The organism is Brachybacterium sp. ACRRE, assembly GCF_022346485.1.
Classification (GTDB): domain Bacteria; phylum Actinomycetota; class Actinomycetes; order Actinomycetales; family Dermabacteraceae; genus Brachybacterium; species Brachybacterium halotolerans.
Window position 1 is genome coordinate 10,597 of record NZ_JAKRMO010000028.1, and the last position, 25,963, is coordinate 36,559.

22 protein-coding genes are annotated in these 25,963 nt (G+C 72.6%); 10 read left to right on the plus strand and 12 right to left on the minus strand.

Annotated elements, in window-relative coordinates; all coding sequences use genetic code 11:
* The first annotated feature begins 49 nt into the window (after positions 1–49).
* On the plus strand, positions 50–1,330 hold the full coding sequence (locus tag MHY49_RS09790; protein ID WP_370646087.1) for a ferrochelatase: 1,281 nt from the start codon (positions 50–52) through the stop codon (positions 1,328–1,330).
* Positions 1,327–2,964 carry an SDR family oxidoreductase gene (locus MHY49_RS09795; RefSeq protein WP_239203810.1) on the plus strand — a complete coding sequence of 546 codons (1,638 nt, stop codon included), beginning with the start codon at positions 1,327–1,329 and terminating at the stop codon, positions 2,962–2,964. Before MHY49_RS09790 ends, MHY49_RS09795 begins: the two co-directional genes overlap by 4 nt.
* On the opposite strand, the gene MHY49_RS09800 is transcribed toward MHY49_RS09795, so the two are convergent.
* Genes MHY49_RS09800 through MHY49_RS09810 form a run of 3 tightly spaced genes read right to left on the minus strand, consistent with a single transcriptional unit; the run spans position 2,912 to position 4,745 of the window.
* Entirely contained in the window at positions 2,912–3,322 is a 411-nt protein-coding gene (locus MHY49_RS09800; RefSeq protein WP_239203811.1) for a DUF202 domain-containing protein, read from the minus strand. The two genes, MHY49_RS09795 and MHY49_RS09800, sit on opposite strands and share 53 nt — an antisense overlap.
* Positions 3,319–3,681 (minus strand): YidH family protein, encoded by a 363-nt coding sequence (locus MHY49_RS09805; protein WP_152352452.1) that lies wholly within the window; start codon positions 3,679–3,681, stop codon positions 3,319–3,321. The genes MHY49_RS09800 and MHY49_RS09805 overlap by 4 nt, the downstream gene beginning before the upstream one ends.
* Positions 3,678–4,745, minus strand: a complete 1,068-nt coding sequence (locus tag MHY49_RS09810; RefSeq protein WP_239203812.1) for a formylglycine-generating enzyme family protein — start codon at positions 4,743–4,745, stop codon at positions 3,678–3,680. Before MHY49_RS09810 ends, MHY49_RS09805 begins: the two co-directional genes overlap by 4 nt.
* A gap of 390 nt (positions 4,746–5,135) precedes the next feature.
* On the opposite strand from MHY49_RS09810, the gene MHY49_RS09815 reads away from it, so the two are divergent.
* The 3 genes from MHY49_RS09815 (at position 5,136) to MHY49_RS09825 (ending at position 9,208) form a co-directional block, all read left to right on the plus strand.
* A complete protein-coding gene (locus MHY49_RS09815; protein WP_239203813.1) occupies positions 5,136–6,566 on the plus strand; it encodes an MFS transporter in 1,431 nt (476 codons plus the stop codon).
* Entirely contained in the window at positions 6,566–7,603 is a 1,038-nt protein-coding gene (locus MHY49_RS09820) for a LacI family DNA-binding transcriptional regulator (protein ID WP_239203814.1), read from the plus strand. Before MHY49_RS09815 ends, MHY49_RS09820 begins: the two co-directional genes overlap by 1 nt.
* Positions 7,604–7,696: 93 nt before the next feature.
* A complete protein-coding gene (locus tag MHY49_RS09825) occupies positions 7,697–9,208 on the plus strand; it encodes a sulfatase (RefSeq protein ID WP_239203815.1) in 1,512 nt (503 codons plus the stop codon).
* A gap of 107 nt (positions 9,209–9,315) precedes the next feature.
* Here MHY49_RS09825 and MHY49_RS09830 read toward each other — a convergent pair whose 3' ends face one another.
* Positions 9,316–11,058 carry a sulfatase gene (locus tag MHY49_RS09830; protein WP_239203816.1) on the minus strand — a complete coding sequence of 581 codons (1,743 nt, stop codon included), beginning with the start codon at positions 11,056–11,058 and terminating at the stop codon, positions 9,316–9,318.
* The gene (locus MHY49_RS09835) at positions 11,055–11,678 is read right to left on the minus strand and encodes a PadR family transcriptional regulator (protein ID WP_239203817.1); all 624 of its coding nucleotides are present in this window, start codon (positions 11,676–11,678) and stop codon (positions 11,055–11,057) included. Before MHY49_RS09835 ends, MHY49_RS09830 begins: the two co-directional genes overlap by 4 nt.
* A gap of 234 nt (positions 11,679–11,912) precedes the next feature.
* Here MHY49_RS09835 and MHY49_RS09840 point away from each other — a divergent pair, with 234 nt between their 5' ends.
* Together MHY49_RS09840 and MHY49_RS09845 are read left to right on the plus strand one after the other, a co-directional pair.
* Entirely contained in the window at positions 11,913–13,268 is a 1,356-nt protein-coding gene (locus tag MHY49_RS09840) for an MFS transporter (protein WP_239203818.1), read from the plus strand.
* Between the two features lie 11 nt (positions 13,269–13,279).
* A complete protein-coding gene (locus tag MHY49_RS09845; protein ID WP_239203819.1) occupies positions 13,280–14,980 on the plus strand; it encodes a sulfatase in 1,701 nt (566 codons plus the stop codon).
* A gap of 69 nt (positions 14,981–15,049) precedes the next feature.
* Here MHY49_RS09845 and MHY49_RS09850 read toward each other — a convergent pair whose 3' ends face one another.
* Positions 15,050–15,508: a MarR family winged helix-turn-helix transcriptional regulator gene (locus tag MHY49_RS09850; protein WP_152352460.1), complete on the minus strand. Its 459-nt coding sequence runs from the start codon at positions 15,506–15,508 to the stop codon at positions 15,050–15,052.
* Between the two features lie 140 nt (positions 15,509–15,648).
* Between MHY49_RS09850 and MHY49_RS09855 the strand changes: the two genes are divergently transcribed.
* Entirely contained in the window at positions 15,649–16,290 is a 642-nt protein-coding gene (locus tag MHY49_RS09855; RefSeq protein WP_239203820.1) for a hypothetical protein, read from the plus strand.
* Positions 16,287–16,676, plus strand: a complete 390-nt coding sequence (locus tag MHY49_RS09860) for a nuclear transport factor 2 family protein (RefSeq protein WP_152352461.1) — start codon at positions 16,287–16,289, stop codon at positions 16,674–16,676. The genes MHY49_RS09855 and MHY49_RS09860 overlap by 4 nt, the downstream gene beginning before the upstream one ends.
* A 29-nt stretch (positions 16,677–16,705) precedes the next feature.
* Here the strand turns inward: MHY49_RS09860 and MHY49_RS09865 are convergent, their stop codons facing one another.
* The 3 genes from MHY49_RS09865 to MHY49_RS09875 are packed head-to-tail and all read right to left on the minus strand — an operon-like array spanning position 16,706 to position 21,787.
* Positions 16,706–19,330, minus strand: coding sequence for a DUF3488 and transglutaminase-like domain-containing protein (locus tag MHY49_RS09865; RefSeq protein ID WP_239203821.1), 2,625 nt, complete (start codon positions 19,328–19,330; stop codon positions 16,706–16,708).
* The gene (locus MHY49_RS09870) at positions 19,327–20,667 is read right to left on the minus strand and encodes a DUF58 domain-containing protein (protein ID WP_239203822.1); all 1,341 of its coding nucleotides are present in this window, start codon (positions 20,665–20,667) and stop codon (positions 19,327–19,329) included. The genes MHY49_RS09865 and MHY49_RS09870 overlap by 4 nt, the downstream gene beginning before the upstream one ends.
* 13 nt (positions 20,668–20,680) lie before the next feature.
* On the minus strand, positions 20,681–21,787 hold the full coding sequence (locus tag MHY49_RS09875; protein WP_239203823.1) for a MoxR family ATPase: 1,107 nt from the start codon (positions 21,785–21,787) through the stop codon (positions 20,681–20,683).
* A 431-nt stretch (positions 21,788–22,218) separates the two neighbouring features.
* Between MHY49_RS09875 and MHY49_RS09880 the strand changes: the two genes are divergently transcribed.
* Entirely contained in the window at positions 22,219–23,628 is a 1,410-nt protein-coding gene (locus MHY49_RS09880) for an MSCRAMM family adhesin SdrC (protein ID WP_239203824.1), read from the plus strand.
* A gap of 380 nt (positions 23,629–24,008) precedes the next feature.
* Here MHY49_RS09880 and MHY49_RS09885 read toward each other — a convergent pair whose 3' ends face one another.
* Genes MHY49_RS09885 through MHY49_RS09895 form a run of 3 tightly spaced genes read right to left on the minus strand, consistent with a single transcriptional unit; the run spans position 24,009 to position 25,628 of the window.
* Positions 24,009–24,422 (minus strand): hypothetical protein, encoded by a 414-nt coding sequence (locus MHY49_RS09885; protein ID WP_239203825.1) that lies wholly within the window; start codon positions 24,420–24,422, stop codon positions 24,009–24,011.
* Positions 24,412–25,002 (minus strand): hypothetical protein, encoded by a 591-nt coding sequence (locus tag MHY49_RS09890; RefSeq protein ID WP_239203826.1) that lies wholly within the window; start codon positions 25,000–25,002, stop codon positions 24,412–24,414. The genes MHY49_RS09885 and MHY49_RS09890 overlap by 11 nt, the downstream gene beginning before the upstream one ends.
* A gap of 2 nt (positions 25,003–25,004) precedes the next feature.
* Complete coding sequence (locus tag MHY49_RS09895) at positions 25,005–25,628, minus strand: RNA polymerase sigma factor (protein WP_227488074.1); 624 nt, start codon at positions 25,626–25,628, stop codon at positions 25,005–25,007.
* Between the last annotated feature and the right edge of the window lie 335 nt (positions 25,629–25,963).

The window sequence follows — 25,963 nt, forward strand, 5'->3', positions numbered from 1 at the left end:
ACCTCTTTCCGTAGCCTGCCTAAGTATTCGGTACTCTAACGGAGGTCTTGTGGACAAGCACATCGAGAACCCCTTCCATGCCGACCTCCGGGAGGACACGGAGGGCTCGCCCCGCGGGCGCCGCGCCGTTCCCCAGCCGTACGACGCCGTGCTGCTGGCGTCCTTCGGCGGCCCCGAGGGCCAGGACGACGTGATGCCGTTCCTGCGCAACGTCACCCGCGGCCGCGGCATCCCCGACGAGCGGCTCGCGGAGGTCGGCGAGCACTACCGGGCGCTCGGCGGGCGCTCCCCCATCAACGCGCAGAACCGCCGCCTGCTCGCGGCGCTGCGGACGGAGCTCGACGAGCGAGGCATCGCGGTGCCCGTGCACTGGGGCAACCGCAACTGGACCCCGACGATGCGCGAGGCCGTCGAGCGGATGCGGGAGGAGGGGCATCGGCGCGTGCTGGCGATCGCGACCAGCGCCTACTCGTCGTACTCCTCGTGCCGGCAGTACCGCGAGGACGTGGCCGGAGCGCTCATCGAGACCGGCATGCTGGGCCGGATGCGGATCGACAAGGTGCGGCCGTACTTCGACCATCCGGGCTTCCTCGACCCCTTCGTCGAGCATCTGACGGAGGCCCTGGCGTCCCTGGAGCGCCGCGGCACGCCCCGCGAGCGCGTGCAGGTGCTGTTCACGACGCACTCGATCCCGCTCGCCATGGCCACGGCGTCCGGGCCCGACGAGGAGGGGCACAGGACGACGGGCGGCTGGTACGTCGCCCAGCACGAGGCCGCCTGCCGGTACGTCATGGAGAGGGCCGAGGAGGGCGAGCCGGCCTCCCCCACCCCTGCCTCCCCCGTCCCGTGGCGGCTCGTCTTCCAGTCGCGCTCCGGGCCGCCGCAGGTGCCGTGGCTCGAGCCGGACGTCAACGACGCCATCCGGGAGATCGCCCGCTCGGGTGCTGCGGACGCCGTGATGCTCGTGCCCATCGGCTTCGTGAGCGACCACGTCGAGGTGATCTGGGACCTCGACACCGAGGCCGCGCAGACCGCGGAGGAGGAAGGGGTCGCGTGCCTCCGCCTGCCGACGCCCGGCACCGATGCGCGCTTCGTCGCCGCCCTCGCGGACCTCGTCGAGGAGCGGATGCGCGAGGATGCGCCGCGACGGTGCGCGACGGACTTCGGGGGCACGGCGGACGTGTGCGGGACCGCCTGCTGCCTCTCCGGGAGCGCCAGGGCCAGCGCGCGCCCGACCACCTCGGCCCTGGACTCCGCGGCGGATGCGCGCGCGGCGCTCGGGCAGGAGGGCCTCGCCCGAGCGCTCGAGGGAAGTGGGGCGCAGGCATGAGCGACGCCGGACGGACCCGGCGCGTCCTCGTCACGGGCGCCACCGGCTACGTGGGCAGCCGGCTCGTGCCCTGCCTGCTCGAGGAGCGGCTGACGGTGCGCGTGGCCGGACGCAGCGGCGAGCGCCTGCGCGCGCGACCGTGGTCGGACGAGGTCGAGATCGCGGTGACGGACCTCGACGACCGTGCCGCTGTGCGGCGTGCCCTCGCGGACGTCGACGCCGTCGTGTTCCTCGTGCACGCGATGGCCGGCGGCCGCAGCTTCCAGGAGCGCGAGGCGAGGATGGCGCGGATCATGGCCGAGGAGGCGCAGCGCGCCGGCGTCGGCCGGATCGTCTATCTCTCCGGGCTGCACCCGCGCTCCCAGGAGCTCAGCGAGCACATGGCCTCGCGGGAGAAGGTCGCGCAGATCCTGCGCGACGGCGTGGTGCCCGCGCTGGTGCTGGAGGCGGCGACCGTGATCGGCGCAGGCTCGGCGAGCTTCGAGATCATCCGCCATCTGGCCGAGCGCCTGCCGGTGATGCCCGCTCCGAGCTGGGTGCTCAACCGCATCGAACCGGTCGCGATCACCGACGTGCTGCACCATCTGACCCGCGCGGTCGCTGTCCCCGACCCCGTGGCGGGGACGTACGGCCTGGGCAGCGGCGAGCGCGATCTGCGCTTCGCCGACCTGCTCGAGGAGTACGCGCAGGAGGCCGGTCTGCCGCGTCGCCGCGTGTTCGCGCTGCCTCTGCCGGCGCCGCTGCTGTCGGGACTGTGGATCGGACTGGTCACCCCGGTGCCGCTGGCGATCGCGGTGCCGCTCGCGCAGTCCATGCGCCACGAGGCGATCTCGCACCGCCCCCTCGCCGAGGAGGTCCTGGGATCACCGCCCGGCGGCCCTCTGCCCTACCGCAGGGCGGTGCGGGCGGCCCTGGAGGCGCAGAAGTCCGGCGACCTCGCCTCGAGCTGGGACGACGACACCGCGGCCGCGCGCGGACCCGAGGCGCCTCTGCCGGAGGACCCCGACTGGGCGGGACACACCGTCTTCACCGATGTGCGGGAACGGAGGGCCGAGGGCGTCGACCCGGCACGGATCTGGCAGGTCATCGAGGGGATCGGCGGAGCATCCGGCTGGCACTCCACTCCCCTGCTGTGGTCGCTGCGCGGGCTCGCGGACCGGCTCGTCGGCGGACCCGGGCTGCGGCGCGGTCGACGGGACCCGTGGCATCTGCGCGAGGGCGATGCGGTGGACTGGTGGCGGGTGGAGAGGGTCGAGCCCGGCCGGCTGCTCACCCTGCGCGCGGAGATGCGGATGACCGGACGGGCTTGGCTGCAGCTGGGCGTCGAAGGGATCGACGCGGCCGACGGGGCCGAAGGGACTGGCGGGGCCGATGGGGCCGGCGGGGCCGTCTACCGGCAGCGGGCGGTCTACTTCCCCGACGGGCTGCTGGGGCGGCTCTACTGGTGGGGCATCTCGCCGTTCCACGCCCTGGTGTTCCCCTCGATGGCGCGCAACATCATCGCGGCCGCGAGGCGGCAGGGATCGGAGCGGGGCGCGCAGGACGCGGAGGCATCGGGGCCCACGCGCGGCCGCTCCGCCCTCAGGCGCCGAGCAGGCCGAGGGCGAGGTAGCCGGCGCAGAGGACCCCGATGACGAGCACGGCAGCGGTGCCGGCGAGCATCGGCAGACCGCCGCGGGCGAGGATCCCCTGGCCGCGCAGGCTGTGGTGGGCGCGCCGGTATCCGGTGGCGGCGAGCGCGTAGGCGAGGACGGCGAGGCCCGCGCCGATCACGCCGACGACCACCGCGAGGATCCCCATCGCCCCGACGGTGAAGCGCATGCCCACCAGGCTCGCGACCCCGAAGGCGAGGCAGGTCCGGCGCCAGGCGAGCAGCGTGCGCTCGGGCTGGAGCCCCTTGTCGAAGACGGCGTCGGGCTCGGCGGGCGGGGGCGCTGCCGACCCGCCGGGCGCCGCCGACCCGTCGGACCCGTCGGCCGGATCGGGACTCACGCGTACAGACCGATCGTGACCAGCGCGGCCGCGACCACGACCCCCACCACGAGGATCCCGCCGACGGCGAGGCCCGGCAGCGGGGTGCCGGCGCGCAGCGACTTCTCGGTCGCCTTCCATCCCAGCCAGGCCTGGACGGCGGCGAGGGTGCCGAGCACCAGGAAAACGATCGAGGCGGCGGCTCGCCAGCCCACGGCCTCGGGCAGGGCGAGCGCCTCGAGGGCGAAGGCCCCGGCGTACATCGCGAGCGCCGTGCGCAGCCAGGCCAGGAAGGTGCGCTCGTTGGCGAGGCTGAAGCGGGGGTCGGGCTCGTCCCCGTCGCGGTAGACGGAAGCGGGGAAGCGGCGGGGGGCGGTCATGCGGTGGCCTTTCCGGGGGCGGTGTCGCTAGAGGCGGGGTCGTCAGGGGCAGCGTCGGCAGGGGCGGTGAGGGCGACGGTGCGGAAGCCCGCGTTGCCCATCGAGGAGTCGGGGGTGTTCTGGGAGCGTGCGGAGTTGCGGTAGCGGTTGCAGTAGGAGATGTGGCAGAGGTAGCTGCCGCCGCGCAGGATCCGCGCCTGCCCCTCCTCGGGTCCGGTGGGGTCGTGCACGGCGCCGTCGGCGGCCGGCGTGATCCCGGGCCGACGGTACGTCGCGGGGTGGAAGAAGTCCTCGCACCACTCCCACACGTTGCCGACGCTCTGGAAGAGCCCGAAGCCGTTGGGTGCGAAGGCGCGCACGGGGGCGGTGGTGAGGAAGCCGTCCTCGCGCGTGTTCGTGCGCGGGAAGTCGCCCTGCCAGATGTTCGCGCGCCAGCCGCCGCGCTCGGCGTCGCCGCCGGTGTCCGGCTCCTCGTCGCCCCACGGATACTTGGCGCCCTCGAGGCCGCCGCGGGAGGCGTACTCCCATTCGGCCTCGGTGGGCAGGCGCCGACCCGCCCACGCGCAGTACGCCTGGGCGTCGTTCCAGCTGACGTGCACCACCGGGTGGTCCTCGAACCCGTCGATGCTCGAGCGCCTGCCGCCCGGGTGCCGCCAGTCGGCGCCCTGGACGCCGGCCCACCAGGGGGTCCCGGAGGCGGGTCCCATGATGTCGGCGTCGTCGGCCGCGATCGCGAGGTGGAAGACCGCGGAGTAGCCGAAGGCCTCGGCCTCGGTGCGGTGCCCGGTCGCCTCGACGAAGCGGGCGAAGTCGGCGTTCGTCACCGTGGTCGCATCGACGTCGATTGCGCTGATCGCGACGAGGTGGCGCGGCACCTCGCCGTCGGCCCGGTTCCTGTCCCCCGACGAGTCGCCCATGGTGAAGGTGCCGGCGGGGACGTGGGCCTGGGCGATGGTGTGGCGGGTGGCGGGGTCATGCGCCGGGCCGGTCGGCCCTGCGTGCGGACGGTGCGGGGTCGCGGACTCCGGCGCGCTCACGAGCTCGAGGCTTTCGCGCTCCGGCATGCCGCAACCGCATCCGCATCCCGTGTGCTCGCTCATCGAGCTCCTCTCTCCGTGGCTCGCGCCGTGTTCGTCCGTCCCCGATCTTCTCAGGTCCGGAGAGGACCGAGAGGCGCCGGCTCGCGCCTCGTGCGCGCCGCGCCGCCGCGACCCACCGCGGACCACCGTGTGCGCCACATCACGTCACTCCGTGCTCCCGCCCACCTGTCTCCGCTGACCTGCCCATTTCCCCGTTCTCCGCCTTCGCGGGAAGGCGCTCGCGTTCCCCGCGCGATCACCGGCAACGGGCCTCAAACCTTTGAGGATTCCCCTCAAACGATTGAGTCCTTAGCGTCGATCCGGAGTCGCCGACAGCTCGAGCGACCTGCCCTTGAACGTGCTCGAAGGAGAGCCATGTCCACCTCCGCAGAACTCGCGTCCCCGCCCCTCGAAGCACCCTCCCGGCCCTTCGGGGCACGGGACCGGGTCGGCTACATGTTCGGCGACCTCGGGAACGACTTCACGTTCCTCCTCGCGTCGTCGTACCTGATGATCTACTTCACCAACGTCGCGGGGCTCGCCGCCGCCCACGTGGGGCTCCTGTTCCTGATCGCGCGATTCATCGATGCCTTCACGGACATCGGCTGGGGTCGGTTCCTCGATCGCCACACTCCCGGGCGCGGCGGGCGGTTCAGGCCGTGGATCGGGAGAATGGCGATCCCCGTCGCCATCGCGAGCTCCCTGATGTACGTCCCGTTCACGAGCGGATGGGACTACGGGCTGAAGCTCGCCTACGCCGGGGCGACCTATCTGCTGTGGGGGTCGGTCTTCTACACCACCACGAACATCGCCTACGGCTCCATGGCCTCGGTGCTCACGATCGTGCCTGCGAAGCGCGCGTCCCTCTCCGTGTTCCGGGGCATCGGGGCCAACAGCGCCGGGCTCCTGGTCTCGCTGGTGCCCCCGCTGTTCATCTACGCCATGGTGGACGGCTCCTCGGAACTCCAGCCGGGGCGACTCTTCGGCGTCGCCGTCGTCTTCTCGCTGCTGGCCGCGCTCTGGTACATCCTGTGCTGGGCGAACACCACCGAGCGCGTCGCCGCGCCGACCCAGGGGGTCGACAAGCCCGGCCTTCTCGCGCTCTTCCGCTCCCTCACCACCAGCCGCCCCCTGCTCTCGCTGATCGCGGCCAACATCCTGATCATGCTGGCCTCGCTCCTGGTCGGCACCATGGCCGCGTACCTGTGGCTCTACCACTTCAATGACGGGACCCTCTCCGGTCCCGCACAGCTCACGTCGTTCCTCCCCGGCCTGCTGCTCTCGTTCGTCGCCGCCCGGCTCGCCGCTCGGTTCGGCAAGAAGGAGGTCGTGACCGTCTCGCTCTTCGGCGCCGGCATCCTCTACGTCCTCCTGTCCCTGCTGCACATCTCCGATCCGTGGATCTTCATCGGCCTGATGTTCGTGGCGGGCTTCGGCCTGGGCTTCTACAACCTGCTGATCTGGGCGCTCATCGGGGACATCATCGACGCCGAGGAGGTGCGCAGCGGGCACCGGGACGACGGCACGGTGTACGCGGTGAACACCTGGGCGCGCAAGGTGGGACAGGCCGTCGCCGGCGGTCTGGGCGGGTTCGCCCTGTCCGCGATCGGATTCCGCTCCGCGTCCTCGGTCCAGTCGGCCGCCACGATCGACGGCATCTACATGGTCTCGACCCTCGTCCCCGGCCTCCTGTACATCGCGGCTGCGCTGATACTGCTGGTGCTCTACCCGCTCGGCCGCCGAAAGGTCCAGGAGAACGTCTCCGTGCTCGCCGATCGGCGCGCCGCGACCGACGAGGTGATCTGATGGCACGCCCGACCCTGAAGGATGTGGCCCACCGGGCAGGAGTATCCGTCTCCACGGTCTCCTACGCCCTCAACGACGCATCCCGCGTGCAGCTGTCGGCGGAGACCCGCGGCCGCGTGCGGCGCATCGCCAAGGAGCTCGGATACACGCCGAACCTCTTCGCGCGCTCGCTGCAGGCGCGATCCAGCAGGACCATCGGGGTCGTGGTCAGCAAGCCCCTGACCAACCCGCGCTACGCGGCGATCGTCCATGGCACGGGCACCGCGCTGATGGATCGGGGGCTGCGGATGACGGTCCTGCCCCGGCCGGACGCCGCCGGGTATCTGGACGACTGCCGCAGCGGCTTCCTCGAGGGCATCATCTTCGTGGGCCACGACGACGTCACCGTCCCCCAGGAGCTCGTCGACGCCGCAGGATCGGGCCTCGCACCGATGGTCGCCATCGACTGCGGGGCCGCGGACGCCGACACTCCCTTCTCGAGCGTCGACTTCGATTACGAGCTCGGTGCCGTATCGATGATCGAGCACCTGGCCGGGCGCGGGATCACCACCGTGCTCCATGTGCGGCCGGAGGTCTCGTCGAGGGCGGAGCGGCTGAGGCAGATCGCGCTCATGCGCGTCCTGGGATCGCACGACCGCATCTCCCTGCAGGTCGTCAGCACCGGGTTGAAGGATGCCGATCTCGCCGAGCTCGACGCCGCGGGCGGTCATGGGGACTACCTGCATCACCAGGCGGCGCGGCTGACGGCAGCGCTCGAGGACCTCGATGAGCAGGCCGCTCGCGTCGCCGTGCTCTGCTCGTGGGGCGCGGACGTCGAGGTGGCGCTCAGCGTCGTCCAGCGCATCGCCCCGGGCGCCACGGTGGCGGCCCTGGCCGGGGGCTGGCCGAGGGTCGAGGTCTGGCCCGGCCTCACCTACTCGCGCCTTCCCCTCGAGGAGGCGGGCGAGACCGCGGCTCGTCTGCTCGTGCAGGAGCTGACGCCCGACGCGGGCCACGAGCACGTGCTCCTCCCGCCGGAGGCGCTGTCCTCGTCCTGACCTCTTCTCGCCCGCGGGACCGGGGCGTCCCCGCGTCGCGCCATCCGTCCCCTCAGACCATTCCGCACGACACCCCGCAAGGAGCAGCACCCCATGACCCGCCCGAACATCGTCTTCATCATGAGCGACGACCACGCCGCGCACGCGATCTCCGCGTACGGCAGCCGCGTGAACTCGACCCCGAACCTGGACCGCATCGCCCAGGAGGGCATGCGCATGGACGCCGTGTTCTGCACGAACTCGATCTGCAGCCCCTCGCGGGCGTCGATCCTCACCGGCACCTACAGCCACGTCAACGGCGTCTCCTCCATCTGGACGGAGATGGACTACCGGGTGCCCACCTTCATCGACGCCCTCCACGACGACGGCTACGCGACCGCGATGTTCGGCAAGTGGCACCTGGGCGAGCACGGCGTCTCCCGCCCGCGCGGCTTCGACGCCTGGAAGGTGTTCCCCGGCCAGGGCGACTACGTGGATCCCGTGATGATCGACGAGGACGGCGAGTCGACCGTCCCCGGATACGCGACCGACATCGTCACCGACCTCGCGATCGACTGGGTCGACGAGCGTGCGCAGGACGAGCCGTTCTGCATGATGGTCCACCACAAGGCGCCCCATCGTCCGTGGGTGCCCGACGAGAAGCACCACCACCTCTACGCCGATGGGTCGATCCCCGAGCCCGAGACCTTCTTCGACGACCTGGAGTCCCGCTCCAAGGCGGTGCGCGGCGTGCACATGACGATCGCCGACGACATGGGCGCCGACGACCTGAAGACCGAAGTCCCCGAGCACCTGCGCGGCGAGGAGAACCGCGAGGAGCGCATGCGCTGGAAGTACCAGATCTACATGCGCGACTACCTGCAGTGCATCCAGTCGATCGACGACAACGTGGGCCGGCTCCTGGATCACCTCGAGGAGCAGGGCCTGGCCGAGAACACGCTCGTCGTCTACACGTCCGACCAGGGATTCTTCCTCGGCGATCACGGGTGGTTCGACAAGCGCCTGATGTTCGACCAGTCGCTGCAGATGCCGATGCTCATCCGCTGGCCCTCGCAGATCGAGGCCGGCTCGCGCTGCGACTCCATCATCACCAACGTGGACTTCGCGGCCACCTTCCTGGACGTCTGCGGCCTGGACGCCGGCACCGTCCTGCCCACGTCCCAGGGGCGCAGCTTCCTGCCGCTGCTGCGCGGCGAGCAGGTCGTGGACTGGCCGGACGCCATGTACTACCGCTACTGGGAGCACGACGACCCGATCCACCACGCCCCCGCCCACTACGGGATCCGCACCGACCGCTTCAAGTACATCCACTACTACGGGGCGGGCCTCGGGGTGCCGGGGGCGTCGGACCGGATCTTCGAGCCCGAATGGGAGCTCTACGACCTGCAGTCGGACCCGACGGAGGTCCGCAACGTCGTCGACGACCCCGCGTACGCCCAGGTGCGGGCCCAGATGGAGGCGAAGCTCGCCGAGTACCAGCAGCGCTACGCCGACGAGCCCTACCGCGGCGAGGACACCCCGCGCCCGGAGTGGGGACCGTATGACGAGGAGGTCTTCGCCCGCGTGGCGCAGTACGTCGCCGAGATCGACGCGACCAGCCGGTAAGCACAGCCCGCTGACAGCGCGAGGGCCGGATCCGGGGATCGGATCCGGCCCTCGCGGCTCTGCGGGCCGGCGACGACCCGGCCCACCAGCGGCGGGGCGTCGCATGCTCAGCGCGCGGCGAGCGCCTCCCCCACGCGCCGCAGCTGCGCCACGCTCACCAGTCCTGCGACGGCCATGTCGTACAGGCTCATGCCCGCCGGCACGTTGACGGCCTCGGTGTGGATGACGCCCGGGACCTCGCGCGCGAGGGCCTCGCGGGCGCGGGAGCGGGAGGCGAGCTCGAGCAGCGGGAGCTCGAGCAGATCGGCGCCGGGCAGGTCGTCGCGCGAGGGCATGGCGATCGCCATCTCCGCCGCGCGCTCGGCGTGCGCTCGGACCAGCAGGTGCTCCTGCGTCACCTCGCCCTCGTCGGGCAGGCCCAGGCGCTCGTACTGGCTGCGCGGAGCGTCCGCGGCACGCATCGCCTCGACCAGACGGCCCGCCATCCGCAGCTCCAGCTCGTCGTCGATGATCGGCTCGAGCTGGTCGGGATCGGCCTCGAGGTCGAACAGGAGGGTGCCGTGCTGCCAGGGGTTCATCCAGCCGCCGAGCGCGTCCATCCGCATGGTGCGCAGACCCTTGGTGAACGCGAAGGGCTCGGCCGGTTCCCATGAGGTGAGCTCTTCGACGCCGAAGCGGGAGCGCATGTGCGTGGGCATCAGCGTGAACTCCTCGAGCGGGGCGTTGTCCCTGCCCGCGCTCGAGCGCATGTACACGTACCGGCCATCGGTGATGTTCACGTGCCCCCCGTGGACGCCGAACAGCGCACTGCGCTCACGGGCCAGCGGATGCGCGAGGTCCCGTCCCTGCATGTCGGGCGTCGGCTCGATGCCGAAGAAGCGCAGCATCGTGGGGGCGATGTCGATGGTCTGGGCGAGATCGCCGCGGCGCTCGTCGGCCGCACCGGCGCGCGGGTCCCACAGGAACATCGGCAGATGCACGAGTTCGTTGAACCAGGGCTGCACGGACTTCGCCCACCAGCCGTGCTCGCCGAGCAGGAAGCCGTGGTCGGTGTTGACGATGAGCATCGTGTCCTCCCACAGGCCGTGGGAGTCCATGGCGTCCAGCACCCGCCCCAGCGAGCGGTCGCACATCGAGACCAGCGCCGCGTACTCGCGGCGGGCGTGCTCGACCTGCGCCTCGGGCTCGGTGACCTTCTGATATCCGGGCCAGTCGAAGGCGGGGCCGTCGTACTGGTGGGGGTAGAGGTCCTTGTAGGCCTGGTGGCTGAAGAAGGGCTCGTGCGGGTCGAACAGCTCGATCTGCAGCATCCAGTCGTCGGCCGCCGCATTGGTGTCGATGAAGTGGATGCCCGCGTCGACCGTGCGGGTCTGGGAGTGGTCGGCCTCGGTCGCCATGTGGGTGCGGTTCACGCTGTCCTGGGCGACCATGCGCTCGTGCAGCGGGGCGTCGGGGGCGCTCTGCGTGACCACGCCCTTCCATGGATCCCCCTCCTGGCCGCGGAAGAACTCCCAGGTCGAGTACCGGGTGTGGTACGTGGCGCCGCCGTCCTCCCAGTAGTGCGGGTGGTCGGAGGCGAGGTGCGTGTGGACGCCGTGGTCCTTGAGGATCTGCGGCATCGAGTCGTCGAAGGGCTCGAGCGGACCCCAGGAGCGGTGCAGGAAGTTGTACCGGCCGGTGTGCATCTCCCGGCGGGCGGGCATGCACGGCATCGAGCCCGCGTAGAAGTTCTCGAAGGTCACGGCGCGCTCGGCGAGGCGGGCGAAGTTCGGCGCCTGTACGATCGTGTCGCGGTACTGCTCGAGCATGTGCCGGTTCAGGCTGTCGAACATCAGGATGATGGCCTTCATCGGGCGGGCTCCTCGGTGGTCTGCGGATCGTCGGACTGCACTGCGGGCTTCCTCGGCGAGAGCGAGGGCGCATCCTGGATCTGATCGCGCAGCGCCGCGATCCGCGCGATGTGCGCGTCCTTGGCCTCCGCTCCGGCACGGTGGGACCACTCCCCGACCGCGTCCGCCAGCTCCTCGTCGAAGGGCAGCTCCGGGGTGCGCTCGAGGCGCCTGTCGCGGAACCGGTAGCGCGCGACCTCCTGGGTGCGCGCCGCGAGCTCCGTGTCCAGGAGACCGATCAGGTCCTCCCGCGACATGAACCCGGCGAAGGCCAGACGCGCCTGGAGATCCGGTTCCTCGAAGCGCGTGGGCGGGCTGTACGGGCCGGTGAGCCATTCGAGGAAGACGGTCGACCCCTCCTCGGTGAGGCGGTAGCGCTTCGCGTCCGTCGCACCGGGACGCGGCTCGACGTCGTGCACGACCCACCCGCGCTGCTCCATCCCTGCGAGCGAGCGGTAGACCTGGCTCATCTGCGTGTTGGCACGCAGGAATCGCCCGTGGGTGTCCATGTACTTCTTGAGGTCGTAGCCGGTCGCGGGCTTCATGGCCAGCACACCGAGAAGCAGGTGCTCGAGCTTCAACGCGTCCTCCTTCGGAGCTGCAGCTGTGGCTTCCCCACCATTACACATGTGGAATGGATTGCGCAACGGAGCATCGCCGACGGATCCATTGACGGAACCGTTCCAGTTGTGTCATCGTCTGCGCAGCAGGGCATTCGCATTGTGTCATGCCCGACGCGGAAGCCCCCCGTCGGCCCGGACCGCTCGTCGGCGAGCAGTCACGCCCCGCACCTGACGACGACGACAGGAGTCACCATGACCCATCCCGCACAGGGCACGGCTGCACCCGCACTCGAACCCACCGGACCCACCCCCTCCACGAAGGTGCCCCACCGCTGGCGGAACCTCATCACGATCACCGGCGCCGAGGTCGTGGACAACACCGAGGCCGGCCTGCTGAACACTCTGTTCCCCTCGATCGCCGCCGCGCTGCGCCTCGACAACGGCCACCTGGGCATCCTCAGCGCCCTGGGCAAGTTCGCGGCGATCCCGTTCGGTCCGATGTGGGTCTGGATCGCCACGCGGATCGGCCGCAAGCAGGCGCTCGTCCTCAACAACGTCATCGGCGGACTGCTCGGCATCGCCGCCGGCATGTCCCCGGGCTTCATCAGCCTGCTGCTGTTCAACACTCTCCTGGCCGGCACTGTGAGCTCGGGACAGCCGCTGACGAACGCGATCATCGCCGACTCGTTCGACGAGCGGTCCCGGGCGCGGGCCACCGGCTATTACTACGGCGTGCTCACCGCCGTCTCGTCCTTCATCGGCCCCGTCCTCGCACTGTTCTCCGGACACCCGGACGGGTGGCGCTGGGGCATGTGGATCATCGGCGGGATCTGTCTGCTGTCCTCCCTGCTGATCACCGCTTTCTACCGCGAGCCGGGCATCGGGGCGGCGGAGGCCCAGCTCGCGGATCTCGATGAGTCGCGCCGAGCGTCCAAGGTGACACTCCGCGGCGTCCTCGCGCTCTTCCGCATCCCCACCTTCTCGATCATGATGCTCTCGCGCCTGCTCTCGGGACACCTCCTGATCACCGTCTTCGGCATCCAGTTCCTCGTCACCGAGCGGGGGTTCTCGAATGCCACCGCCGCGACGGTCCTCGTGCCTTTCGGACTGGGATACGTGATCGCGACCTTCCTCAGCGGCTACGCCGTCGAGCTCCTCGACAGGGTCCTGCCCGACCACGGTCGCGTGGTCTTCATCCAGGCGGCTCAGTTCCTCTTCGCGATCGCAGCACTGCTCGGCACTCAGTTCGAATGGGGCTCGATCGGGGTGTATGCGATCTTCTGGGCGCTGTTCGGGGCGACGCAGGGCATGAACCCGCCGGTGAACCGCCCGATCGTCATGTCCGTGGTGCTGCCGGAGCTGCGCGGCCAGGCCTTCGCGATCTTCCTGTCGTTCTTCCAGACGATCGCCTGGGCGCTGTTCTCGCTCTCCGCCGGGTACCTCGCCGAGGCACTGGGCATCCAGGGCGTGTTCTTCTGGGTGCTGTTCGTGCTCATGGCCGTCAACGGGGTCATCCTCGGCGCCCTCTACTTCACCTACCCTCGGGACGCCCGGAGGGTCACCGACGAGCTCGAGGCGCGTCGTCGCAGCGCCGTGCCCTCCGCCTGAAAGGACCTCGGATGACACACGAGAAGACGCAGTCCCCGCCTCGCAGACCCAACATCCTGTGGATCACGACCCACGACATCAATCCCCACCTGGGCTGCTACGCCGGCGCCTACCCCGGCGCGGAGCACGCGGTGACCCCGCACCTCGACGATCTCGCGTCCGAGGGACTCCGCTTCGACAATGCGTTCGCCTCGGCGCCGATCTGCGCGCCCTCGCGCTCGGCGATCATCACGGGCTGCCATCCTGCGTCCATCGGGACGATCCACATGCGCTCGAAGGCCGTCCCGCCGGCCGGTGTCCGCATGTTCACCGAGCACTTCCGCGAGGCCGGCTACTACGTCACCAACAACTCCTTCACGGACTTCCAGATGGCGACGCCGTCGAGCGCCTTCGACGAGTGCAGCGACACCGCGCACTGGCGAGACCGTCCGGACCCTGACCAGCCGTTCTTCGCGACCTTCCATGGGCTCATCACCCACGAGTCGCAGATCCATCTGGACGACGAGTCCTTCGAGGAGCGCGTGCCGCACGTGCGCCCCGAGGACCGCCACGCCCCGGAGGACGTCGAACTGCCGCCCTACTATCCGGACACCCAGGTGTTCCGGGTCGCCTGGGCCCGCTACCTCGACCTCATCGGCGAGATGGACCATTGGGTGGGCACGATCCTCCAGCAGCTCGAGGACGACGGTCTCGCGCAGAGCACCATCGTCGTCTTCTGGAGCGACCACGGTCGCGGGATGCCCCGTGCCAAGCGCTGGGCGAACGACTCCGGCCTGCACGAACCTCTCATCATCCGCTGGCCTGGTCGCATCACCCCAGGCGCGAGGACAGAGGCGCTCGTGCACCTCATGGATCTCGCCCCGAGCATGCTCGCTGCGGCCGGTCTCGAGGTTCCCGACCACATGCAGGCGAGACCCTTCCTCGACAGCTCGGGCCGCCTCGACGAGCACACCAACGACTATGTCTTCGCCAGCAGGGACAGGATGGGCGATCTGCACGACATGTCCCGCACCGTCAGGGACTCCCGTTACCGCTACATCCGGCATTACCACCCGGACCGCTCGCCGATGCAGCACTGCACCTACCCCGACGGCTTGAGCACCTGGGCGGAGATGCGACGGCTGGCGACCGCGGAGGTCACCCAGCGGGCGATCGGCGATCTGCCGAGCTCCCTCACGCCGCTGCAGAGGACCCTCGTCGCCCCCAGCAAACCCGAGGAGGAGCTGTACGACCTGCTCGAGGACCCGCACGAGGAGCACGACCTCGCGGGAGATCGAGAGCACGCAGAGACCCTGGCCCGGCTCTCGACCGCTCTCACAGACTGGCAGGAGCGGATCGGCGACCTGGGCTTCCTCACCGAGGACGAGCTGCAGGAGCGCTGGCGCCCCGGCGGAGACTGGCCGCGCACACCCGAACCCGAGGTCGTCGTCGCGCACGGCGCGGTCGAAGCCCGCTGCAGCGAATCCTCCGCCACCATCATCTGGTCCGATGACCCGCCCGCGGCACACGAGCCCGAGGTCCCGCCGTCTGCCGCGGACAGCATGGGCTCACCGAGGAACGCAATCGGCTCCCCCGTCCCCGATGGACGCGCGTGGAGAATCCACTGCGCCGCGTCGCCGATCCCCGCCGACCGCCCCGCGTGGGTCCGCGCCGTGCGGCTCGGCTGGCAGCCCAGCGCGGACGTGGCCGTGGCCGTGGCCGTGGGGAGCTGAACTGAACAACGCGCCCCAACGAGGGGCGACCGATGAGGACCGGTTCCGGCACATCGGCCGGTGACCGCCTCAGGTCCCGCGATGCACCTCGACGGAGAGCTGCCGGGCCGTGGCGACCTTCTCCAGGAGCGACTGGAGCTGGTGGACCTCCTCGGGCTCCAGGGGCTCGATGTACGCACGCTCGTGATCCCGCGCGATCGGACCCAGCCTCTCGAGCACCTCCCTGCCGTGCTCGGTGAGGCTGACCTCGTGGCTGCGGCGATCCCGGGGGCTGCGGCGGCGCTCGAGCAGCCCCTTGCCCTCCAGGCGGTCGAGCACCGCGACGATCCGGCTGGGCCCCACTCCCACCTGCTCGCTCACCGCTCGCTGGCTGACGCCGGGATTCCGCCCCACCAGGCGCAGCACCCCCGCGTCCCCGGGCGTGATCCCGAGCTCCCCGAGCGCCCGCTCGAAGCCGGCCGAGGCGTCGGACCCCAGCTGGGAGAGCAGGAACGCGATTCGGTGGCGAGGCGGTGGCGAGGGCGTCATGCCACGAGAATAGAGCACTGGACACATCATTCATAGCGTGTACTATCGCTGGCATGAACTTCAAAGACGTCCCTCGTACGACCCCCGCCGCCCATGCACGACACAGACCCATGGGCCCGCACCCGGGGATCGTCGGCGCCGTGTCCCTCGCACTCGTGATCGCGAGCCTGCTCGTGGCCGCGCCGATGGGCGGCTCCCCATCGTTCGGAAGCCTCGCCGGTGCACCCCAGGACCAGTACGGCACCGCGATGCAGTGGTCGGCCATGCTGCTGCTCGGCTCGGCGGTCCCGCTGGGCATCCTCGCGGCGACGCTCTACTCGCACCTGCGCGGACAGGGGTTCCGCGTTCCCGGACCGGCGATCGCCTTGTTCGGCGGCATCGTCGCCTCGTCGATACTCATGCTGTCCGCCCTGGTCACATGGACGCTGAGCCACGAGGCGATCGCCTCCGATCCCCGACTCGCACGGGCGTCGGAACTCCTCGCGCAGAGCTCCGGCGGTGTCGCGCACACCCTCGGCCTCGGTCTGCTCGTGGCCGGGATCGCGGTCCCGGGGCTCCTCGGGCGGATGCTTCCCGCGCCGCTCCCCTGGGCGGGCCTCGTCGTCGCCGCGATCTGCGAGGTCAGCGTCCTCTCGCTGGTGATCGCCCCACTGGGATTCCTAGCCCTCCTCGGCCGTTTCGCCGCGCTCGTCTGGCTCGTCGTCATCGGCTTCGCACTGTCCGGAGCCACCCGGACCCGCACCACCGCGCCCCGTATCACCACACCGAAGGAGCCGTCATGAACACCATCGATCAGACCATCACCCGTTGGGCCGACGCCGAACGCGGGTGCGACGCCCGCACCACGGAGACCCTGCTGACGGAGGACTTCCAGGGCATCGGCCCCGTCGGGTTCCAGCTCCCCCGTGACGCCTGGATCGACCGTCTCCGCAGCGGCGACCTCCGCTACGACGCGCTCTCGCTGAACGAGGTGACCATCCGCGAGCACGGCGACTGCGCCCTCGTGATCGCTCGCCTCGATGTCCGCGGAGAAGCACGGGGCCATCCCCTTCCCACGACGCGCACCACGTTCAGCATGGTGAGGGTCGACGGCGACTGGCGCATCGCGGGCATCCAGCACAGCTTCATCGCGGGAGCGCCCGGGTCGCCGGTCCCCGGGCCGCACTGAGGAGCGGGGACGCCGGCAGCGACGAGGCATCAATCCCGGAGATCGTCGCTTCCGGGGCGCCGCTGGGCGCGGGAGAGCACCACGGCACGCACCGCATCCGCATCCTCGCGCAGGCCCTGCGCCTCCCGCCGGCCCCGAGGGCCCTCGCCCTCGGGATCGGCCTCGCCCTGCTCCGCGGCTCCCGCCTTCCCTGAGGTCGTGTCCCCCGCCGTCGGCGTGGGGGCGTACCGCGCCGTGGTGACCGCCGCCGCGATCCGCGCTGCTGCCTCGCGGGTCCCGTCGGGCACCTCCAGGCCCGCCGCCTCCGCGTCATCGAGCAGCCTGGTGAGTGCCTCACCGGGAGGCCGCGCCGCATCGAGCTCGAGCACCACCGGATCTTTCCCGTAGAGCCGGGTCCAGACCAGCAGGTGGAGTGCCCAGGCGCGGTAGTCGACGGCGCGCACCACGTCGGTCCAGGCGAGCTCGGCGGCCTGCGACGCGTCCAGCTGCGCCCAGCGCTGCTCGCGGGCGGCCAGCGCACGTCGCCGCACGCCCGAGCGGGCGAGCGCCCCTCCGCCGACGAGGGCTCCGGCGACGCCGACGCCGCCCAGGCCCCATCCCCACCAGGGGACGGCGGCGGCGGGGCCCGCGCCGTCGTCGCTCGCGGAGCTGCTCTCGCTCGATGTTGTCGTGTCCTCCGTGGTGGTGTCGGCCTCGGTGGTCTCCTCGTCGGCGCTCGTGGTGTCCTCGGCCTGCGTCGCCTCGCTGCTGGGGGTGTCCTCGGCGCTCTCGTCCGGGTCGGGCGTGTCCGTGGCGAAGGTCGGGGTCGAGACGCCGTTGTCGGCCGCGGCGGGCGTGGGCTCGAAGCGCACCCATCCGTGGTCGGGGCCGAACCAGGTCTCGGGCCAGGCGTGCGCGTGGTGGTTGGTGATGGTGCGCGCGTCCCCGTCGACATCGCCCGCGGTGAAGCCGATGCTCACGCGTGTGGGGAAGCTCAGGTCGTTCATGACCAGGGCGAACGTGGCGGCGAACTGCTCGCAGTAGCCCACGCGCTCGGCGAGGAAGGCGTCGATCGGGTTCTCGCCGGGCTTCGAGGTGACCGTGAGCGAGTACTCGAAGTTCTCGTGGAAGTAGGCGGCGAGCGCGGTGGCGACGTCGTAGGCGGCCTCGGAATCGGCCTGCTGCGAGATCTCGGTGGCGAGCGCGTGGATCGACGGGGTCGAGCTGACGTTCACGTACCCGTTGTCGTACGGGATGCGCATGTCCGCGTCGGAGACGTCGCGCAGCTCGTCGGGGCCGAAGGAGGTGTCGTCGACGGCGACCGAGTAGCGCATGCCGGAGAGGTCCCGGGCTCCCCCGTCGACCACGAGCTCGCCGTTGCTGGCGCCCGTGCGCGCGAGCTCGGTGGAGTCCCCGGCGTCGGTCCAGCGGATCGGGAACGGCGTGGGCAGGCGGTCGCCGATCAGTTCGGTGATGTGCAGGTCGTAGACGGGATCGCCGTCGGGCCGCGAGGAGGCGAGACGTCGGTCGGAGAACGACTCCGAGGTGGTCCGGGAGGTCGATCCGCGCTGCTTGCCGGCCTGGAAGCTCTGGCCGTCGAACTGGGTGAGCGCCTGCAGGCGCAGGTAGCCGGGCTGCGCCACGTCCGTCGTCATGCGCAGCATCTCGCGCTCGCGGCCCTGCATGAGGTTGCGGCGCACGGACACGGAGTCGTCGATCATCGCCCCGCCGAGCGCCCCGGCGCGTCCCTGCCAGGCGTTGATGCGGTCGAGGTCGATCGGGAACACGGGGTCCTGGGCGCGCGGCAGCACGGCCGAGACCGCCGGCGTCGCGACCGCCACGGCGCCCGCGCCGATCAGGCCGAGCGCGGCGCGTCGGCCCATGCGGTCCCCGGCGGCGCCGGGACCGGCGGGACGAGCCGCGCCGGGCTGCGCCTCCTCGCCCCCGTCGGTCCCCTGCCCGCGCGGGCCGCGCGGTCCGCGCGGGCCGAGGCGATCCGGCAGGCCGCTCACGGCGAGGACGGCGAGCGCGGCGAGGATCGGGCCGACGCTGCTCGCGAAGCCGCCGCCGTCGGGCCGCATGAGGGCGGGCACGAGCATGAAGCCCAGCAGGATCAGCGCGGTGACCATGTGCCAGCCGCCCTCGACGCAGAGGATGTCCAGCGCGAGCACCACGAGTCCGATGAGGGCGAGCACCACGATGCGCGAGGAGGGCGCCAGGACCAGCGGCGCCTGCGCCTGGAAGAGGATGCTCACGCCCTGGCGGATCACGTCCACCTGCCCGGTCACGAGGGCCGCCGGGCCGCCCGCGGGCAGCGCACCGGTGGCCGCCTCGACCCCCACGCACAGCAGGACCAGGCCCACGACCTGCACGGGGAGGGCGCGCATCCGGCGAGGGCTGAAGGCCCGCACGATCGCCCCGAGGCCGCCGACGACGACCGCCGCTCCGAGCGGCAGGGTGAACCAGTCGGCGCCGTCGAGCAGCTGCGAGAGGGGGATCGCGGCGAGCACCACCGCGACGGCGAGCACGAGGCTCATCCGCACGGGGCGCGCCATGAGCCTCTCGCGGAGGGCCTCGCCGGGCGAGCGCGGATGGGCCGGCGCCGAAGCGTTCGTCCCACGGCTCCCGGGGTCGGTCGAGGCGGCGGTCGCACCGCTCGGGGCGGGGGCGCTCATGATCCGGCCTCGAGCACGTCGCCGAGGCGCGCGTCGGCCGGGGCGTCCAGACGCAGCCAGGTGCCGTCGTGGGCACTGCGCACGCGCTCGTCGCCGGCCGCGGCGGGGCGCACGGCGATCGCGGTGCGCTGCGGGGCGCGGGCGGCGAAGCGGTCCAGCTCGAGGGCGCCGAAGGGGTCGCCGTGGTCGGGGCCCAGCGCGATCGCGAGGTCCACACGGCCCGAGGCGTGGTCGAGGGCGACGGGCTTCCCGCGCTCCTGCGGGGCGTCGCCGAAGCCCACGCCCGCGAGGTCGATGAGGGCGGCGCGCACGCCGATCGCGCCGGCCTCCGCATCGAGCGGCGAGGCCCCGCCGGCGCGTCCGACCATGCGGGTGATCTCGTCGCCGTCGGCGTCCACGACCCGCGTCTCCCATCCGTGGGAGGCGAGGCCGACCAGCAGGGATGCGGCATGGTCGAGGATCCTGTCCTGCACCGGGTCGCGGCGCTCGGCGCCCACCTCGTCGCCCTCGGCGTCGCGCGGCAGGCGCGTGTCCAGGACGATCACCGCGCCCTCGCTGCGGGGCGGCTCCTCCTCGCGGGTCATCAGCCGTCCGGCGCGGGCGCTCGCCCGCCAGTGGATGCGGCGCATGTCGTCGCCCGGGGCGTAGGGCCGCGGGATCACGCCGAGCTCTCCGCTGCCGATCGCCGCGCCGGCGCGCTCGAGGTCGCGCCGTCCGATGCCGATCCGGCTGGTGCCGGCGTCGTCCACGGGCTCGACGACGGGCAGGCCGACGATGCGGCCGGGCAGCTCGATGCGCGCGCTGAGCTGCAGGAGGCCGAAGGGGTCGCGCAGCCGGATCAGGCAGGGGCCGAGCTCGTGGATGCCGCGCCCGCCCACCTGCACGTGGTGGGGCATGCGCGGGGCGAGGCGGAGGTCGCCGGGGCCGCCGAGGCCCGCGGGCAGCTGCGCGGTCACGGTCCCGCTGCCCAGCGGCACGCGGGCGGCGAGCGCGGTGGGCAGCAGGCGCAGGTCCACGCGGGCGGGGGCGCCCGCGGTCACGGCGTCGTCGAGCACGCGCCGCGAGAGCCCGAGCCCGATCCGCAGCAGGACCACCGCGACCAGGGACAGCAGCAGGGCGAGCACGAGGGCGATGCCGATCAGGCGGCCGGCGGCGAGCCCGGTGATCTCCCCGCCCGCCCACAGCAGCACGGCGACGACCAGCAGGCAGGCGCCGCGGGCCGTCGGGCGGATCCGGGTGCGCCGGGCGCGGGCGCTCGCGGCGCCCGCCGCGCCGACGGCGCTCGACGCCCCGGCCGCACCCGTCACACCGACGGCTCCGGTCGTCGCGGTCGCCATCATGCGCTCCTCATCAGGCCACCGGGACCTGCGCGAGCACGTCCTCGAGCACGTCGTCGGCCGTGGCGCCGCGGGACAGGGCCCCGGGGCTGAGGTGCAGGCGGTGGCGCCACACGGGGCTGATCACGGCGCGCAGGTCGCCGGGCTCGACGAAGCCGCGGGCGCCCATCGCCGCGTGCGCCTTCGCGGCGCGCAGCAGGTGCACGCCGGCGCGCGGCGAGGCGCCCAGCACGCTGCGCGGATGCTCCCGGGTCGCGGCCGCGAGACGCACCGCGTACTCGACGAGCGCGGGCGCGGCGTGGACCCGGCGGATCGCGCGCACGTACGCCGCGATCGTCGCGGGATCGGTGCGGGCGCGCACGGAGTCCACGAGCTCGCGGTCGCCGTCGGGCACGGGCCCGGCCTGGGCGGAGAGCATGCGCGCCTCGGCCGAGGCCACCGGGTACCCCATGGTCATCTGGGCGAGGAAGCGGTCGCGCTGCGCCTCGGGCAGGCGATAGGTGCCCTCCATCTCCACGGGGTTCGCGGTCGCGACCACCATGAAGGGCTCGGGCAGGGCGTAGGTCTGGCCGTCGACGCTGACCTGCCGCTCCTCCATCGCCTCGAGCAGCGCGGACTGGGTCTTCGGGGAGGCGCGGTTGATCTCGTCGGCGAGCAGGACCTGCGTGAACACGGCGCCCGGGCGGAACTCGAAGCGACCCGCGGCCTGGTCGAAGATGCTCGCGCCGGTGACGTCGCCGGGGAGCAGGTCGGGCGTGAACTGGATGCGGTGACGGTCGGCGCCGAGCGCCGCGGCCAGGGACTTCGCGAGCATGGTCTTGCCGGTGCCGGGGACGTCCTCGACGAGCACGTGGCCGCCGGCGAGCAGCACCATCACGGCGAGCGACGCGGCGTCGGCCTTGCCCTCGACGACCGTCGAGATCTCGTCGACGACGTCGCGCGCGGTGCCGGCGATCTCCTCGAGCGTGGCCGGGGAGAGCGGGGCGTCGGAGGCGCCCGCCGCGTCGGACCCGGCCGTGCTGCCGGTCCCGTCGGACGCGCCGTTCGCCCGACGGCGGCCCGTGGGGCCGGTGCCGTCGGGTGCGGGGGTGTCCGCGGTCCTCATCGGGCTCTGTGTCATCTGCTCTCCTCGTTCGCGGACGTCGGACGCTCCGCGCGACGTCGCGTCCCGACCGGGGTCGGGGCCCGCTGGGCGGGCACGAAGCGCACAGTCGACCACTGCGGACCGTCCCACGCACCCATCCGTGCGCCGATGCACAGGCATGCATGGACCCGGACCACATGTTTGCCAGACCTTGGCCCGGTCCGACGCGCACGGATGCTGTCCTGTTCATAGATTCTACGGAGCGGCCCGCGGGCCGACCAGGGTTCCCGGGCGGTGCACACGCACCGCGCAGTCGCGCCACAGGCGCGGCACAGCCGGAATCGGCGGCCACGGGCCGCCGCCGGCGGACCCTCCCGGCGCGGACCGGGACGCAGCGGCCAGGAGCCGCACAGCCATCAGCAGTCGAGCAGCACAGGGCCAGGACCGCCCGCGAGGAGGACGACCACGTGCCCCAGGGACGACGCCGCATCGGCGCCGCGGGCGCCGCGGTGCTGCTCCCCTGCCTGCTCCTGCCCGCCCAGGCCCAGGCCGCGCAGCTCCCCACGGTGTGCAGCGCGCTCACCGTGGTGGCGGACGCGGAGGACGTCTCCCCCGGGGACAGCGTCCAGATGCAGGCCTGCGGCTTCTCCGACTCCACGACCTCGGTCGACGTGAATATCGTGGGCGACCGCACGACCACCACGGGCCCCGTCGCCGTCGAGCCCGACGGCACGGTCCGCACGCGCGTCGCGCTCCCCGACTCCGGCGACGTGCGCATCACCCTCGAGGGCCGCGACAGCAGCGAGTCCGGCTCGGTGCGCGTGCACGTCGGCGGGGACGACGCGTCGGGGACCGATGGCAGCGGGGCCGACGGAGGCTCCGACGACACGGGCAGCGGCTCGGGGTCGTCGGACGCCGGCGGCAGTGGCAGCGGCAGTGGCAGCGGCGGCAACGGCAACGGCGAGGACGATGGCTCGGAGTCGGGCAGCGGCTCCGGCGACGACGGCTCCTCGGGCTCCGGCTCCTCCGACGCGGACGACTCCGACGACGACTCCGGCACGGGCTCGGGGTCCTCGACCGGCGGGGGCTCCTCTGCCGGCGAGGACTCGGGTGACGCGGGATCGGGCGGCGCCGATTCCGGCGGCGCGAGCGACGCCGACGGGTCCGACGACTCCTCGTCCGGCGGCTCCGGCACGTCGAACGACTCCGGCGACTCCGGCAGCACGAGCGGCTCCGATGGCACCGGCGGCGACGCCTCCGACGACTCTGCCTCGCAGGATGCGGGCTCGGGTCGGGGCTCGTCCTCCGGTGCGGGCGTCTCGAGCGACGAGAGCGGGGACGACGCAGGCTCCGGGGGCCGCGGCAGCGCGGACGCGGCCGAGGACGGATCCGGCGCCGACCGGTCCGATGGCTCCTCGAGCGCCTCGGGCCGCGACGACTCGTCCGGCGCGGGAGCCGCAGGGTCCGATGCGGGCGAGGGCGAGCGCGCCGAGGGCTCCGGATCAGGCTCCTCGAACGACACGGCGTCGGACGACTCCTCGCGCGGCACGGCCGATGATGCGCAGGCCGACCCGGACCACGGCGAGGACACCGGGTCCGCGAGCGACACGGGCGACGGCTCGACCGGGGATCCGAGCGCCGACGGCGACGGCCGCTCGGCCGACGGGCACCCCGTCTCCTCCTCCGGTGGAGGCGACGGGGACGCGCAGGACGCGGAGGCGCGCGCGGCGTCCGCACGCGAGGGCGCCGGGGTCGGCCCGGCCCTCGCCATCAGCGGTGCGGGGCTCGTGCTGCTGGGCGCCGTGGGCGTCGCCGTCGTGGTGCTGCGGCGCCGGAGCGCCGCGGCCGACGGCCACGGCCGCCGCGCCCGCCGCTGACCCGGCCCGTCGGCCCGTCGGCCCATCTGCCCGTCGCCCGTCGCCCGTCGCCCGTCGGCCGGGCATGACTCAGGGCCCCCGGCACGCCCACCTGCGCGCCGAGAGCCCTGTTCTCCCTCGATCCCCTCGCGGGTCCCTGGTCCCCTCGCTTCCCGGTGTCCGGGGATCCCCCGGTTCCGGGAGGCATCCCGTGTCCACGGGAACCCCCCGAGCGCCCGGTGCTCCCCCGAGCACCGGGCACTCCCCCCGGAAATGGCCGGGTCCGATCCGACGCGCACACCCGCGCGTCCGCATGGACCCGTGCCTGCCGCCGCCGCTCGCACCCCCTGCGAGCAGGCGACGGACTCCTGTGTGTCCGCTCTTCTCCGGCGGACTGCAGCTCAGGCGGACTGCACGCGCACCAGCACCTCGAGGTCGCCGTGGCCGGCGTCCTCGAGCACCTCGGAGACCGTGGCCTGGAGGTCCTCGACGACCTGCCGCAGCGGCTCCTGGGTGCGCAGCCCCACCTCGACGACCACCCGGGCCTGCGCCTCCTCGAGGTGCAGGCCGTAGCGGGCGACGGCGTCGGGCCGGCGCCGCAGCCGGGCGTCGAGCGCCCGCAGCGTGCTCGTCACCCCGGGCTCGAGACCGCCGACGCCCGGCACGGCGAGCACGGCCTGCACGAGGTCGTCGGTGAGGACGCCGGTGCTGCTCCTGCTCGCGCGCTCTCCGGCTCGGCCGGTCGGGCCGGCCGCGGCGGGGGCGTCGTCGCTGATGCGGGTGCTCTCACTGATGCGGGTGCTGTCACTGGTCATGGAGGTCCTCGATGTGCACGTCGATGCGGTCGGGGTCGATGCCGAGGTCGCGGCGCAGGGCGGTCGCGACGGCGCCGCGCACGTCCTCGGCCAGGCGCACGAGGTCGCGCGCGCCGGGGCTGCCCAGCTGGACGGAGATCCGCAGCGTCACCGCGCGCGGCATCCCCCTCTCGCCGGACCGGCCGCCGTGCGAGGCGGCGTCCTCCTCCTCGTACTCGACGCGGGCGCGCAGGCTGCGCGCGTCCGGCACCGTGTCCACGGCCCGTCGCAGCACCGTGTGCAGGGTCAGCTCGGAGACCGACATCGGGCCGCGCCGCGTGGGCGGGACCGCGACCTGCGCACCCCGGCGCACCTCGGCGCGCACGGACCGCTTGAGCGCGGCGAGCGCCCCGGAGGACACGGACACGCTGGGGTCGCCGGACTTCTCCAGCTCCGCCCATTCCTGGTGGGCCGAGCGGATCAGGCTGTCGTAGGCGGCCGACTGCTCCGCGGTCTCGACGGGCAGCTCGTGCTCGACGGGCGCGCCCTGCTCGACCGGCGCGCCCTGCTCGCTCTCCTCCGGCTCGTGTGGCGTCTGCATGCTCACCTCCACTCCTCCATCCTCGCGATGATGTGCGCGCGGGCACGGGCCAGGCGGCCGCGCACGGTGGACTCCGGCAGGTCCAGGGCGGAGGCGATCTCCGCATAGCCCAGGCCGTCGATCTCGCGCAGCACCCAGCACTCCCGCTGGCTCGCCTCGAGCCCGTCGAGCAGCTGGCGCAGCGTGCGCATCTGGGCGTCGACCACGACCGCGTCGAACGGGTCGCCATGGCCGCCCGCGTTCGCGCCGCCGCTGCCGGAGCCGACGGCGCCCACGCTCCCGCCCACGCCCGGCTGCTCGGGGAAGTCCTCCGGGGCGAGCGGGTCCGTGCCGCGACGCGCGCTGCGCCGCACCACGTCCGTGGACCGCCGGGCGCAGATCTGCAGCAGCCAGGAGCGGAAGGCGTCCGGGTCCTGCAGCAGGTGCAGGCGCCGCCACGCGGTCAGCAGGGTCTCCTGGACCACGTCCTCGGCGTCGGCGCGGTTGCGCAGCGCCGCCGATGCCAGACGCAGCAGCGCGGACTGGTGCCGGTCGATGAGCACCTCGAAGGCGTCGACGTCGCCGTCCTGGGCGCGCAGCACGAGGGTGCGCTCATCCATGCGCCGCTCCTGGGAGGCCTCGCTCACCCACCGCTCCTTCATCGTTCGTCCTGGTCCTGCAAGCCGTTCCGTCGGCCGTCCTGCCGTTCACTCCGTCGGCCGTCCTGCCGGTCGTTCCGTCGGCCGATCTGCCGGCCGGCCCGGGCCCGCCGCGACCCGCCCCGGAGGGCACATCGCGAGAGGCGCCACGGGAAGGACGTCATCTCACGCCCGATCCTCACACCTCGAACCGGTGATGTGCACCACAGGGCGTGACGCGAGAGTTCACGTGCGCGCCGGACGACCGTCACCGGCGGCTTCCCACCCGCTCCATGAGGGCCGGGCACCCTGGTCGTGCGCATCATCCCCGTCCCGACGGCGAG

Excerpts from the sequence above, each read along its gene's own strand:
- MHY49_RS09885 (WP_239203825.1), bottom strand. The coding sequence starts at position 24,422 with ATGACCAGTGACAGCACCCGCATCAGTGAGAGCACCCGCATCAGCGAC.
- MHY49_RS09815 (WP_239203813.1), top strand. The coding sequence starts at position 5,136 with ATGTCCACCTCCGCAGAACTCGCGTCCCCGCCCCTCGAAGCACCCTCC.
- MHY49_RS09860 (WP_152352461.1), top strand. The coding sequence starts at position 16,287 with ATGAACACCATCGATCAGACCATCACCCGTTGGGCCGACGCCGAACGC.
- MHY49_RS09840 (WP_239203818.1), top strand. The coding sequence starts at position 11,913 with ATGACCCATCCCGCACAGGGCACGGCTGCACCCGCACTCGAACCCACC.
- MHY49_RS09850 (WP_152352460.1), bottom strand. The coding sequence starts at position 15,508 with ATGACGCCCTCGCCACCGCCTCGCCACCGAATCGCGTTCCTGCTCTCC.
- MHY49_RS09825 (WP_239203815.1), top strand. The coding sequence starts at position 7,697 with ATGACCCGCCCGAACATCGTCTTCATCATGAGCGACGACCACGCCGCG.
- MHY49_RS09865 (WP_239203821.1), bottom strand. The coding sequence starts at position 19,330 with ATGAGCGCCCCCGCCCCGAGCGGTGCGACCGCCGCCTCGACCGACCCC.
- MHY49_RS09870 (WP_239203822.1), bottom strand. The coding sequence starts at position 20,667 with ATGGCGACCGCGACGACCGGAGCCGTCGGTGTGACGGGTGCGGCCGGG.
- MHY49_RS09875 (WP_239203823.1), bottom strand. The coding sequence starts at position 21,787 with ATGACACAGAGCCCGATGAGGACCGCGGACACCCCCGCACCCGACGGC.
- MHY49_RS09830 (WP_239203816.1), bottom strand. The coding sequence starts at position 11,058 with ATGAAGGCCATCATCCTGATGTTCGACAGCCTGAACCGGCACATGCTC.
- MHY49_RS09795 (WP_239203810.1), top strand. The coding sequence starts at position 1,327 with ATGAGCGACGCCGGACGGACCCGGCGCGTCCTCGTCACGGGCGCCACC.
- MHY49_RS09845 (WP_239203819.1), top strand. The coding sequence starts at position 13,280 with ATGACACACGAGAAGACGCAGTCCCCGCCTCGCAGACCCAACATCCTG.
- MHY49_RS09820 (WP_239203814.1), top strand. The coding sequence starts at position 6,566 with ATGGCACGCCCGACCCTGAAGGATGTGGCCCACCGGGCAGGAGTATCC.
- MHY49_RS09810 (WP_239203812.1), bottom strand. The coding sequence starts at position 4,745 with ATGCCGGAGCGCGAAAGCCTCGAGCTCGTGAGCGCGCCGGAGTCCGCG.
- MHY49_RS09890 (WP_239203826.1), bottom strand. The coding sequence starts at position 25,002 with ATGCAGACGCCACACGAGCCGGAGGAGAGCGAGCAGGGCGCGCCGGTC.
- MHY49_RS09805 (WP_152352452.1), bottom strand. The coding sequence starts at position 3,681 with ATGACCGCCCCCCGCCGCTTCCCCGCTTCCGTCTACCGCGACGGGGAC.